Origin of the sequence: Fibrisoma montanum (assembly GCF_003583365.1) — a bacterium.
In the GTDB taxonomy this organism is placed as follows: domain Bacteria; phylum Bacteroidota; class Bacteroidia; order Cytophagales; family Spirosomataceae; genus Fibrisoma; species Fibrisoma montanum.
The window spans coordinates 258,511-272,374 of record NZ_QXED01000005.1 but is presented as its reverse complement, the minus strand read 5'-3'; the positions used below and the strand labels follow the sequence as shown (position 1 = coordinate 272,374).

At 54.1% G+C, this 13,864-nt stretch carries 7 protein-coding genes; 5 read left to right on the top strand and 2 right to left on the bottom strand.

Annotation, left to right across the window (positions count from 1 at the left end):
• The first annotated feature begins 56 nt into the window (after positions 1–56).
• The 5 genes from DYU11_RS18045 (at position 57) to DYU11_RS18025 (ending at position 11,342) form a co-directional block, all read left to right on the top strand.
• Positions 57–2,465, top strand: a complete 2,409-nt coding sequence (locus DYU11_RS18045; RefSeq protein ID WP_119669101.1) for an ABC transporter permease — start codon at positions 57–59, stop codon at positions 2,463–2,465.
• Between the two features lie 237 nt (positions 2,466–2,702).
• On the top strand, positions 2,703–3,041 hold the full coding sequence (locus DYU11_RS18040; protein ID WP_119669452.1) for a PadR family transcriptional regulator: 339 nt from the start codon (positions 2,703–2,705) through the stop codon (positions 3,039–3,041).
• A gap of 82 nt (positions 3,042–3,123) precedes the next feature.
• On the top strand, positions 3,124–5,814 hold the full coding sequence (locus DYU11_RS18035; RefSeq protein WP_229365914.1) for an ABC transporter permease: 2,691 nt from the start codon (positions 3,124–3,126) through the stop codon (positions 5,812–5,814).
• A gap of 94 nt (positions 5,815–5,908) precedes the next feature.
• Positions 5,909–8,596, top strand: a complete 2,688-nt coding sequence (locus DYU11_RS18030; protein ID WP_119669100.1) for an ABC transporter permease — start codon at positions 5,909–5,911, stop codon at positions 8,594–8,596.
• 94 nt (positions 8,597–8,690) lie between these two features.
• On the top strand, positions 8,691–11,342 hold the full coding sequence (locus DYU11_RS18025; protein WP_119669099.1) for an ABC transporter permease: 2,652 nt from the start codon (positions 8,691–8,693) through the stop codon (positions 11,340–11,342).
• 69 nt (positions 11,343–11,411) lie between these two features.
• Here the strand turns inward: DYU11_RS18025 and DYU11_RS18020 are convergent, their stop codons facing one another.
• Positions 11,412–12,824: an alpha/beta fold hydrolase gene (locus DYU11_RS18020; RefSeq protein WP_229365912.1), complete on the bottom strand. Its 1,413-nt coding sequence runs from the start codon at positions 12,822–12,824 to the stop codon at positions 11,412–11,414.
• A gap of 100 nt (positions 12,825–12,924) precedes the next feature.
• A complete protein-coding gene (locus DYU11_RS18015) occupies positions 12,925–13,737 on the bottom strand; it encodes an AraC family transcriptional regulator (protein ID WP_119669097.1) in 813 nt (270 codons plus the stop codon).
• Positions 13,738–13,864 lie beyond the last annotated feature (127 nt).

Genomic DNA, 13,864 nt, shown 5'->3' with positions numbered 1-13,864 from the left:
CCCACCCCCAGCCCCACGCCCTTTGCCCCAAGCCTCATACTCATACCCATACAACTATGCTTCGCAGCTACTTCAAAATCGCCTGGCGGAACCTGCTCCGTCGCAAATTTTACTCCCTTCTGAACATCATCGGTCTGGCCGTCGGGATCACCTTTACCCTGCTGATCGGCAGCTACATCTGGGGTGAGTACCAGGTCAATCAACGGCTGCGCAATGCCGGTCAGCAGTGCATTGTCCAGAGCCGATGGAAGGAGGATAATATGGGAATGCCTATTACGACACTGGCGCCAATGGGGCCGGCCCTGACGGCGCAGTACCCCACCCTGGTTGCCAACTATTACCGCTTCCACGGCGTAGGGGCCACCGTCTCAACGGGCAATCGCCATTTTCGGGAGTCTATCCAGATTGGCGACTCCACCCTGCTGACCATGTTTGGTTTTGACCTGCTGCACGGCGATCCAAAAACGGCGCTGACCGGCCCCAACGCCATCGTCATGACCGAAGCCAAAGCCCTCAAGCTGTTCGGAACAACCGATGTGCTCAACCAATCCCTGACCGTCGAAACGCCACAGCAGGGTCGGCAGGCGTTTATCGTTACGGGCGTATTGAAACCGTTACCTCCTAATTCGGTATGGCAGCTGCTGCCCGAAGACAATGAAATCTTCATGGCGGCCGGGGCGCTCCCCTACTTTGGCGCCACGCTGGATTCGTGGCTCAACCCATACATTGTCAACTATGTCGAACTGCAACCGGGCGTAACGCCGGCCGATCTGGAGAAGCCCCTCGCTCACCTGATCGCGACCAACACCCCGGCCGAGATCCGACAAAACCTGACAGCTTATGTTACGCCCCTGACCGACTTTTACCTGCAAAGTAACAACGGCCTGGTGGGCAAGATGATCATTACGTTGGCGGCCGTAGCCGTATTTATTCTCCTGATGGCGGTGGTCAACTTCGTCAACATTTCGATGGGCAGCTCGTCGTCCCGGCTGCGGGAAATCGGCGTGCGTAAAGTGCTGGGGGGACTCCGCCGGCAGTTAACCGCCCAGTTTTTGCTGGAAGCGCTTGTCCTGACGATGGTCGCTACGCTCTTCTCAATAGCGCTGTATTTTGTTTTCCGACCCCTGTTCAATGAGGTCGTCGGCAAACCCGTTCCGTCGCTGACTCAACTCCCCTGGCAGTACAGTTGGCTGCTGCTGGTGATGGTACTGGGGATTGGCGGTCTGGCGGGCGGCTACCCGGCCCTGCACCTGTCCGCCTACTCGTCGGTCGACTCGCTCAGAGGCAAAGGCAAATCAGCCCGGGAGGGTGTGCTTTTTCGTCGCGGACTGGTCACGGTTCAGTTCAGCATCGCCGTTTTTGTATTCATTGGTGCAGTCGTTGTTTCCCGCCAGATTGCCTATTTCTTCAACACGGATCTTGGTTTCAAGAAAGAAGCCGTACTGACTGTATCGTCGCTCCCCCGAACCTGGTCAAAAGAAGGCGTCGCCCGGATGGAAGCCGCCCGCGATCAGTTCGCCCGACTGCCGGGTATCCGTTCGGCGAGTCTTTCGTTCGAGATACCCAACGGCAATGTCGGCAACAGCGGCAATTTGTATCCCGAAGGCAAGGACTCAACCGGGGCCGTTAGTGTCAACCTTATGACCACCGATGAATACTTCGCCCAAACGTACCGGATTGCTCTGAAAAGCGGACGCTTTTTTCACTACGGTCAGGGTAACTACGACTCAACGAGTGTGGTCATCAACGAAGCGGCCGCGCGGGTACTGGGGTTTGCGAATCCACAATCAGCCGTTGGCCGGGGAGTTCGTTTCCAGGGCAGCCCCCGTCGGTTCGAGATCCGGGGCGTTGTTCAGAACTTTCACGTGGGCTCGATGCACCAGGCCATTACCCCATTGGCCCTGCTGCACGTTGAGACCCGCCCCCTCTACCGCTTTTTCTCCTTCCGAATCGCTCCGGGCAACACACAACCAACAATAGCGGCCATTGAACAGACCTGGCAAAAGCTCTTCCCCGACGCCCCGTTCGATTACGCATTCATGGACCAGACGTTGCAAAAGCTGTATCAAACTGAGTTGCAGCTCGAAAAAGCCGCTTACGTTGCCACCGGTCTCGCGCTTCTGATTGTCGTCCTGGGTGTACTTGGCCTGGTGTCGCTGAGCGTAGCCCGCCGGACCCGGGAAGTTGGTATTCGGAAGGTACTCGGTGCATCGGTGCCCAGCATCGTGACCTTGTTCCTGCGGGAATACGTCTGGCTTATGGGTATCGCCAACGGCATTGCCTGGCCCCTCGCGTATCTGGTAATTTCGGACTGGCTGGCCGACTACGCCTACCACACGCCAATCAACTGGCAACCGTTTGTGCAGGTTGGCGTGCTGCTGGCTATACTGACGAGCGTAGTCATCAGTTTGCAGGTGATCAAAGCCGCCCTGGCCAATCCGGTAAAGTCAATCCGGACGGAATAACCGCCCGTTCAACCCCAACCGCTTTCCGTTCTATTCCACCGACAACCTGCTCTGTTTACTGCGGACAAGTCGGCCCAGGCCTGGGCTGACTTGTCCGTTTCGGTACGGTCAGTGTCCAAAAGCGGACAACCCCATCAAGCGCCGTTTGGCCTAAAAGGGCTGTTTTATGGCTTTCGGGGCCTTTCTGCCCGGTTGGCACCGCATTTGTTCGGCATTATCGGAGAAAATGCCGAAGCCATGAAACGAGCCTTTCTGGGAGAGTTTGAAGAAGTAGTCATGCTGACCGTCGCCATCCTCGACGAAGAAGCCTATGGCGTAACCGTCACGCAGGAAATCGAGCAGAAAACCGGCCGGTCTGTCGGCTTCAGTACGGTCCATACGACCCTCCAACGTCTGGAGGAGAAAGGCTTTCTGGCTTCGCGCATGGGTGGGGCCACAGCCGAGCGCGGTGGTCGGCGGAAACGGTTTTTTACGGTCACGGCCGCCGGACGAAAAGCGTTACGGGACGTCAAACAAGTCCGCGAGGAGTTGTGGCGTTCACTGCCTCCGCAAACCCTCCAACTGATTACTGGATAAATAGCTTGGGGCTTGGGGCCGGGGGCATGGGGTAACTCCTAGCCCCCACGCCCTAAGCCCCTCGCCCCTCGCCCACAACCCTATGCCAAACGCTACGAAACCACCGCACTGGGCCACCCAACTGCTAACCTGGTGGGGCCACCCTGACACCCGCGAAGACGTGCAGGGCGACCTGCTGGAACTGTACCACTACTGGGTCAGGACGGTGGGCAAACGGCGGGCCGACTGGCGCTATTGTCTGAACGCACTGAGGTTACTACGGCCCCTGGCCAAATCAAAACAAGCAAGAGAATATCCTCCTCCTTTTTTACTGAGTCCTGATATGCTACGTAATTATTTCACCATCGCCTGGCGTAACCTCAACCGAAATCGGGCTTTTTCGGCCATTAACATCGTCGGATTATCCATAGGTCTGGCCACATGCATTCTCATCAGCCTGTTTGTTTTTGACGAGCTGAGCTACGACCGTTATAATGAAAAAGCGGATCGGATTGTGCGTGTCGTGTTCAAGGGCACCATGAACGGCGAGAAGATGCGCGAGGCCAACGTGATGCCGCTGGTCGCAAAAACGCTTGAATCCACCTTTCCGGAGGTGCAGGCAACTACCCGCATACGGTCTGGTGAGGCAACGCGTTTTGCGTATGGCGACAACGAATTCAAGGAAGAGCGGTTCTACTTTGCCGACTCCACGTTCTTTCAGGTGTTCACTCTGCCGCTCATAAAGGGTGATACCCGAACCGCCCTGTCGCAGCCCAATACGCTTGTTATCTCGTCGGCCACCGCGCAGAAGTATTTTGGTAACGACGACCCCATCGGTAAGGTGCTGACCGTTAAAGCCCGACAGACGAATTATACCGTCACGGGCGTGTTCGCCGAAGTACCCACCAACTCGCATGTTCACTTCGACGTGCTGGGTTCCATGGCGACTTTACCTGAAGCCAATCAGGCAAACTGGTTAATCTCTAACTTCTTTACCTACCTGCTGCTGCCCGAAGGGTACGATTATCATAAACTGGAAGCCAAACTGCCGCGAATCGTAGATACGTACATGGGGCCAGCTCTGAAGCAGATGACGGGTATCAGTTTGGCGCAGTTTCGCGAGCAAGGCAACGATGTAGGCCTGTTTCTGCAACCAATGACAGACATTCACCTGCATTCGGACCTCAAACCTGAAACCGAACTGGAACCGGGTGGCGATGTACGGTACGTGTACATTTTTGGCGCTATTGCAGTGTTCATGCTGCTGCTGGCCTGCATCAATTTCATGAACCTGAGTACCGCCGGGGCATCCAAACGCGCTAAGGAAGTGGGTATTCGCAAGGCGCTGGGTTCGGAAAAGGGCAAGCTGGTCGGGCAGTTTCTGGTGGAGTCGATGCTGCTCACCGGACTGGCGCTGACGCTGGCCGTGGGCCTTGTTTATCTGGTACTGCCGCTGTTCAACGAATTGTCGGGAAAGGCGTTGCGACTGGATATGGTACAGACTCCATGGATACTGCCTGCCTTGCTCGGGTTTGGGCTGGTAGTGAGTCTGCTGGCGGGTAGCTACCCCGCGTTTTTCCTGTCGTCGTTTAATCCCATTGCGATTCTCAAAGGCGGAGCCAATGCCCTGCGCGTTGCCAATGGTCGCACCAGCATCGGGCTACGCAGCAGTCTGGTAGTAGTTCAGTTTTTCGTGTCGATTAGCCTGATGATTGGTACAACGGTGGTGTACCGGCAATTGAGCTATATTCAGGACATTAAGCTCGGTTACGACAAAGAGCAGGTACTGATTCTGGAAGGCACGTCGGCGTTGGGTAAAAACGAAGCCGTATTGCGTCAGCAACTGGCGCAGGATGCCCGTGTAGTGAACGCCAGCGTATCGGCGTTCCTGCCGAATACCCGCTACAACGTGGGGCTGGTTAGTATGCAGCCGGAGGGGAATGCCCGGCAGTTAACGCGTCTGGCTTTGTTCGGCATAGACGACCAGTACCTGCCAACACTGGGTATGAAACTAGCTGCCGGCCGCAACTTCTCGGCAGCTAACCAAACAGACGGTTTTGGCGTCATTATCAATGAAACAGCGGCCCGACATTTCGGGTGGGGAAATCAGGCGCTGGGTCGTAAGTTACTCCTGCCGTCCATAAATGGGCAACGCGACACCGACCGGACCTACGAAGTCATCGGCGTAGTACGCGATTTCCATTTCCGGTCGCTACACGAGCGCATTGCCCCAATGGTGATGTTCAACAGCACGAATTCGGGCTGTATCCTTGTCAAAACCCGAACGAAAGACGTGGCCGGTTTGCTGGCATCGGTGCAGGAGCGTTGGACAGGCTTCAACACGGACGAACCGTTCCGCTACGGGTTCATGGATGAGAAATACCAGTCCATGTATGAGGCCGAAGTGAAAACGGGACGTATCCTGAGCCTTTTCGCCGGGCTGACCATCTTCGTGGCCTGCCTGGGCCTGTTTGGTCTGGCCACCTTCAGTGCCGAGCAGCGCACCAAAGAAATTGGCGTTCGGAAGGTACTGGGTGCATCAGTGACCAACATTGTTGCCTTGCTATCGACCGACTTTTTGAAGCCTGTGTTGATTGCCCTCATTTTGGCGTCGCCGGTGGCCTGGTATGCCATGAATCGCTGGCTCCGGGGATTTGCCTACAAGATTGATATCGAGTGGTGGATGTTTGCGCTGGCGGGCATAGCAGCCATTGGTATTGCCTTGCTGACGGTCAGCTTTCAGAGTATCAAAGCCGCCCTGATGAACCCAGTCAAGTCCTTACGTTCTGAATAATAGCGAAGGGCAAGGGGCCGGGGGCATGGGGTAACTGCCTAGCCCCTGCCCCAAGCCCTAAGCCCCACGCCCCCTGCCCTTACCCCACAACCCTATGCCAAACGCCACCCGACCACCGCGCTGGGCCACCAGGCTTCTCTCCTGGTGGAGCCACCCCGACACCCGCGAAGACGTACAGGGCGACCTGCTGGAACTGTATCACTACTGGGTCAGGACGGTGGGCAAACGGCGGGCCGACTGGCGCTATTGTCTGAACGCACTGAGGTTACTACGGCCGCTGGCCAAACAGAAACAGTCGACCGAATACGCGCAACCCTTTTTTTTAAGTCCCGATATGATACGGAACTATATCAAAATTGCCCTGAGAAATCTGTGGCGTAAAAAAGCCTTCGCGACGATCAACATTGTCGGATTGGCCGTTGGCCTGGCGACCTGCCTGTTAATTATGCTGTTTGTTACGCACGAGTTGAGTTACGACCGTTATTACGCTAACGCCGACCGCATGTTCCGCATGACCATGAACGGTCAGATAGGCGGTAAAGAGCTTCGTACAGCTCCTGTAGGCGTTCCGGCTGGTCCGGCGTTGGTACACGACTATCCGGGTGTCGAAGCAGCCGTCCGGTTGTATCAGGAAGGAACGTTTATTGTCAAACGCGGGTCAGCGCGGTTCAAGGAAGAACACGTTGTTTTCCCCGATTCCAACTTTTTCCAATTCTTCTCCATTCCCCTGCTGCAGGGTGACAAACGCACTGTCTTAAGAGAACCTAATACCATCGTTATTACGGAGACCATTGCCCGCAAGTATTTTGGAGCCCAGAATCCCATCGGCCAAACCTTGACGCTAGGTTCGCGGGCACTCTTTCGGGTAACGGGTGTGTGTCAGGATATACCGTCGAACACCCACTTTCACTACAACATATTCGGATCGCTCAGCTCCATCGACTTACGAAATACGTGGCTGTCGAGCGGTGCCCTGACGTATCTGACCCTACGTCCCGGTTATTCGATTGAGACGCTGAAAGCGCAGATGCCTGATCTGGTGCAGAGGTACATTGGTCCCGAGCTGCAGCAGTTGTTAGGCATAAGTCTGGCCGAGTTTTCCAGGAAAGGAGACCGCTTCGGATTTCAGTTCCAGCCGGTTACCGACATTCACCTTCACTCCGACCTGGAAGGGGAGATTGAGCCTAATGGCGACATCAAATACGTGTACATTTTCTCGGCCATTGCGGCTTTTATCCTGCTGATTGCCTGCATCAACTTTATGAACCTGTCGACGGCCGGATCAGCGGGTCGTGCCAAAGAAGTCGGCATTCGCAAGGCGCTCGGATCGCAGCAACAGCAACTGATTGGTCAGTTTCTGAGTGAGTCCGTGCTGATTACGTTCATGGCTTTACTGATTGGATTAGGTATTGTGCTGGCCGTATTACCCGGTTTTAATCAACTGGCGGGTAAGCAGTTCGACCTGAGCACCCTCACCAGCGGCTGGATGCTGCCGGGCATTGGATTCGGCTGTTTGCTGGTCGGATTACTCGCGGGTAGCTATCCGGCCTTTTTCCTGTCCGCGTTCAGACCGATCACTGTGTTAAAAGGCAACGGTTCGGCTCTGGCGCTACAGAGTGGCGCCCGGAGTGGTCAGCTACGTAATACGCTGGTGACGGTTCAGTTTGTGGTTTCGATTGGCATGATTATCAGTACCCTGACCGTGTATCAGCAATTAGACTTTATCCAGAGTAAAAAGGTAGGTTACGATAAAGACCAGGTCCTGATCATCCACGATACGTACGCACTTGACAACAAAGTCAACGCGCTCAAAGCCGAATTAACCAGGCTATCGCAGGTACGTGCAGTTACGCTGGCGGGATACCTGCCCGCCGGGGCGTCCAACACGGGCACCGATGGATTTCAGTCGACAAACAGCAAGGGCGAATCGGTCACCTACCGCAATCAGGCGTACTACATCGACGAAAGCTACCTGCCTACCCTGGGAATTCGCCTGGCACTTGGCCGTAACTTCTCAAAAGCGTTTCCGTCCGACAGTTCCGCTGTCTTAATCAACGAAGCAGCCGCCCGTCAGTTTGGCTGGACCGCATCCCGCGGAAAGAATCCGATTGGGCAACGGCTCACGGCAGTGGGCAACGGAAGCCCCGAAAGCAAACGTACCTATACTGTGGTAGGGGTCGTTAAGGACTTCCATTTTGCATCGATGCACCAGCCGATTGCCCCTTTGGTAATGATTTACGGGGCCGATTCCTATCAGATGGCTCTCCGCATTCATACCCGCGACATGGCGGCTCTGCTTGGGCAGATCGAACGAATCTGGAAAACCCAGACGGACAACCCGTTTGCCTATTCATTCCTGAACGACCGCTTCAATACCATGTACCAGTCGGAGCAGCGCATTGGTCAATTGTTTACCATTTTTGCCGGGTTGACGATCTTCATCGCCTGCCTGGGTTTGTTTGGTCTGGCCACCTTCACGGCGCAACGGCGCACTAAAGAAATCGGGGTTCGGAAAGTTCTGGGGGCATCCGTCGCCAGCATCGTTGGGCTACTGTCAAAAGACTTTTTGAAGCCCGTTGTGCTGGCCCTGCTCATTGCCACGCCCATTGCGTGGTATGGCATGAGTCGCTGGCTGCAGGATTTCGCTTACAAGATTGACCTGTCGTGGTGGATGTTCGCCCTGGCGGGCATAGCAGCCATTGGTATTGCCCTGCTGACGGTCAGCTTCCAGAGCATCAAAGCCGCCCTGATGAACCCAGTCAAGTCCTTACGTTCTGAATAATAGCGAAGGGCAAGGGGCCGGGGGCATGGGGTAACTACCTAGCCCCTGCCCCAAGCCCTAAGCCCCACGCCCCCTGCCCTTCCCCCACAACCCTATGCCAAACGCCACCCGACCACCGCGCTGGGCCACCAGGCTTCTCTCCTGGTGGAGCCACCCCGACACCCGCGAAGACGTGCAGGGTGACCTGCTGGAATTGTACCACTACTGGGTCATGACGGTGGGCAAACGGCGGGCCGACTGGCGCTATTGTCTGAATGTCCTAAAACTGTTACGGCCGCTGGCCAAATCAAAACAAGCAAGAGAATATCCTCCTCCTTTTTTACTGAGTCCTGATATGCTACGTAATTATTTCACCATCGCCTGGCGAACCCTCGCCCACAACAAGGTGTATTCGCTCATCAACGTCGTTGGTCTCAGCATTGGTTTGGCCGCGGCCATGCTCATTATGCTGTACACCAAAGATGAAGTCAGCTATGACCGTTTCCACGCCAACAACCCGCACATTTATCGGATAACGAACCGGGAGTTTAACCCCGCCGGCGTACAGGAGCGCGTGGGAACGAACACCGGCTACTTTCAGGGGCCCAGGTTCATGGCCGGCGTCCCGGAGATTCTGTCGTTTGTTCGGTACCGGGAGCAACGGCTCGACATGAAACGTGGGAACGAGGTAACGAGCCAGCCGGTGTTTGAAGCCGATTCCAACATTTTCTCGGTGTTCAGCTTTCCCTTGTTGAGCGGCAACCCGAAAACGGCACTCAAGGCCCCCAATTCGGTTGTCGTTTCGGAGGACGTAGCGCAGCGGGAATTTGGCACCACCGATGTACTGGGCAAGATAATTTATCTCAAAGACTCAGATTACGAGGACAATAGCCAGTTCAGCCCCTATATCATAACCGGCGTTTCGGCCAAATGCCCCCAGAACTCGTCGATTAAGTTTGACATCCTGAAGCAGCTTATTGTTCCGCAGGAGGCAATGGCCGATAATAACAACTGGTTCAATTTTTTCCTCAATACGTTCGTGCTGCTCAACCCGAATGCCAATCTGGGCAAAGTTGAGAAGCAGATGAATCGGATTTATGTGGCCGATGCCCGCGACGCGATCAAAACGATGGCTCAGCAATTCGGCATGAAGAACCGAATGGAGTATATGCTTCAGCCGTTTACGGACATGCACCTCAACAAAGACCTGCCCCCTGATAATGGGCTGGTTGATCGCAGTAACCCCATGTACTCCTACATCCTGACGGGTATTGCGCTGTTCATTCTCATCATTGCCTGCATCAACTTCGTGAACCTGACCGTAGCGCGGTCGTTGAAACGGGCCAAGGAAATCGGCATCCGGAAAGTCGTGGGTGGTGGCCGTTCGCAACTGACGTTTCAGTTTCTGGGTGAGTCGTTCCTGCTGTGCTTCGCTGCGTTTGTCTTCGCCGTGCTACTAGTGCTGCTGGTACTACCGACCTTCAATCAGCTTGCCAACAAAGCCCTGGCGCTGTCGTACCTGTTCGACGTCAAACTGGTGGCGGGCTACATTGGCCTATTTCTCGCCACTGGCCTGCTGGCGGGCTTTTATCCGGCGCTGGTCCTGTCGAGTTACGACCCCGTGCAAACGCTGTACAGCCGGTTCAAACTGTCGGGCCGAAACTACCTTCAGAAATCGCTGGTTGTGCTTCAGTTTGCTATCGCGTCGTTCCTGATTATCGGTACGCTGACGATATACTCACAATTCGAGTACCTAACCAACAAGGACCTGGGCTACGACGACCGGCACGTGATTGACGTTGAAAAATCAAGGTTAAATCGAAATGAGCTGAAACTGCTACGTGACGAGTTGCTCAAAAACCCCAACATCGTTGGTGTTACGCCCAAAAACGGTGGTCGCTGGGGTACGATTGCCAAGATAAACGGAGAAACGCAGCAAAACTTCGCGTACGAAACCATTGATCCTAATTTCCTTCCCTTGTTCAAAATCCCGATTGTGCAGGGGCGTAATTTCTCAGCAGACCTGCGAACAGACTCTACACAGGCGGTGCTGGTGAACGAAACGTTCGTTAAAAAAGCCGGCTGGAAGAATCCAATCGGGCAGGTGGTTGATTTCTGGTACAACGAAAATGAAAAGTACCGGGTCGTGGGCGTAGTGAAAGACCATCATTATGCCTCGCTGAGCGAAGAAATTGGCCCGCAACTGTTCACGATGAAGCCGACGAATCCGTACGGCAAGTTCTTTGTAAAGATCAAGCCCGGAACCGAAACGGCCAGTCTCCGTCATCTGGAAAAGACCTTCAAACGTCTGTTTCCCATTATGCCGTACTCGTATACGTTCCTGGACGAATCGAACCGCAGCAAATACGAAGCCGAGGCCAAATGGAAGCAGATTATGCTGTTCGGGGCTATCCTGACCATCTTTATTTCGTGTATTGGTCTGTTCGGGCTGGCCACCCTCTCGGCCGAACGGCGTACGAAGGAGATTGGTATCCGTAAGGTACTGGGTGCATCGGTTTCGAGCCTGGTGCAACTGCTTTCGTCGGATTTTCTGAAGCTGGTGGGCTTTTCGTTTGTGTTCGCCTTCCCGGCCGCCTGGTATGCGATTGACGCGTGGTTGCAGAACTACCCGTACCGCATCGACATCAGTGCCTGGACGTTTGTCGTTGCTGCTGTTATGGCCATCGCGATCGCCCTGCTGACGGTCAGCTTCCAGAGCATCCGGGCGGCTCTGTCGAACCCGATCAAGTCGTTACGTACTGAATAAACGAATGGCCACCGGAATGGAGAAAATTGAGCAACATACTTTCTTCCATCCCGGTGGCCGTTCACTTACTTAGTACGCAATGATTTCCGGCGTTGCTGACTCTAGTTTCCGGTATGGATTATTGAGAAACTCCCGCGTAAAGCGGTTCATATCCGGCCCACCTACGCCATGCGAGCGGTTTTTAAACAGTAGCCGCTGACTATTTGGCATGTAATGATGAATCATGTCGATGTACAAAGGACGGCAGGCGTTATCCAGTTCACCAGCAGCCAGCAACGCCGGTTTGGTTGAATAGAACGGCTGTTTCGTTTCGGGTTTGATCGGAGGTACCTGCCAGCAGTCGCACATGGCCTGGTACACATCGTTGATATGATACCCCCGCATGTGCGGGTAAGCATCGTAGAGCTGGTGAGCAACTTTCTCACTGTGATAAGCCGTCTGATCGGCGCAATAAACCGATATACGCATGCCCGAAGGCCCGTTTCCCTGACTGAATAGCTGATCCAGGTAAGGCTTGACGTAATTGTAATGATTTCCGGCCATCAGATCGGTAAGGATATAAGGAAGCTGCTGGAGTTGGGGCGGGTAAAAGTTGTTCTGAATAATAGTCCAGAGGTCATTTCGGGTGTATTGCAAACGCAATGTATCCATTGTTCCTTTTTCCACGTAAGGGATCGTAAACGTCTTATTACCAATGGACGTGAAATAATGCCGGAATCGTTCGCTCAGGCTTCCATACCGTTTTTTGTCGGTTGAATCGCTTTCCACCCGCTTGAAAAGCCTCTGTAAGGCCTCGTTAAAGTTGGCTGGCTCATCTTCATCGATCGGCACAAACGTCGGCAATGGAGAGTCCAGCACCACTGATCGAATACGGGTGGGGTCCCGTTGCAGCACAGCCAGCATGAGGCCTCCGCTGTACGAGCCCCCGGATAGATTGACCGAATCGAGCGTCAGCGTAGCCAGCAGATCATGAATATCCGACACGGTTTCATCCGTGTTGTAGCCGGACAAATCAATTCCTTTGGCTTCGAGAGCTTTTTTATAGCGTTTGACGCCCACAACCACCATGCTGTCTTTGTTCAGATTTTTGCGGTAGGATTCTTTGATTGCATCACTCAGTTCGTTGCTCCAGAGGTTCGGAACGGCGTAGCGAGTACCTCGCTGTTCAAACGCAATACAATCACGATCATTAATGACTAACCGCTGCGGAACGCCCCTCGCCCACCCCAATGAACTGCCCCCAGGGCCACCGGCGGTGTAGAGCAGCGGATCTTTCTTCTTGTTCGGGTTCTTGCTTTCGACGACAATGAACGGCAGTTTAATGGTTTTGCCGTTTTTCTTTCTGCGATTTTCGGGTACGATCAGGTAGGCGCAGCGAGTCCGAAAGCTGCTGTCTACCTTAACCTGACACGCGCAGGGTTCCAGGGCCCTTACCACCCCAGGTTGACCCTGTGCGTAGCCAATCGACTGCAAAACAAGCACTAGCGCAAGGACATGTATCGAAAATCTATTCATCCGGTTATGATTAAACTTTCGACAAATCAACTGGGTTGCCCGCGAAGATTTTAGTAAAAAACGGACATTATTTCCCGACGTTCTGCTTTAGGGTCTGACCGGTAAATTTGACAACGTCTTTGTAGAAATGGCTCATATCGTAGTAGCCATACTCATAGGGCGAGAACTGATTCATATCCGAAACGTACCTGGAAAGAGCTGTCCGGGCCCTCACCTGAGACAGATACTGCTTAGGAGACGTACCGATTACCCGATGAAAATACCGGTTGATGGTTTTAGACGTAACGAAGGTTCGGTCGGCCAGTTGGCTGGGACTAAGCACCAGTCCGTTGGCAGCAAACGTACCAATGGTGTCGGTCACGATGGTTCGGTAATGATCCATTTTTTTCCAGCCGCCATACTGACTCAACAGGAATGATTCGAGCAGCTCAATCCGTTCATCAAATGCTTGCAGCCGTTTCATTCGCTGGATCAGGTCAGCCGGCAAGACCGTCTCCAGCCGCACAACCTGATCCACAAACTGAACTTGACTAACGCCCAGAATGGCTTCGAGTCCACCGGGATAAAACTTGATTGTGAAGATGTGATCGGAGGGTAAGTTAATTCGCTCAACAATGGAATTTCGCAGCAACAGCACGTCGGTGTCCTTCCGGATCAGATACCGGTTATCACCGACATCCATTTGATACGGCGCGCCCAGGTTGATATAACACGTCGGTGTCCAGCTAGGAAACATTCTGATCGTAAACCGATTGTCAGCCACATGTCGGTACGTGTCCTCTGCGGATGATTCCGAAAAGAACTCAACATAATCGGCCAGCTCATTAGCAGGCGTATAAAACCGGTACAGCCTTCGAATATTGTCAAAGATTTCGGTCATCAGCTCTCGTGTCTGCCGATCTAAAGTTACACGCTTCACTACTATCCCCCAAACATCCGCCAGCCGGCAGAAACTGGCCAGTTGATGATCGTTTTCAGGTTTGTTTACCGGCTTGTCCGCGCTCGTA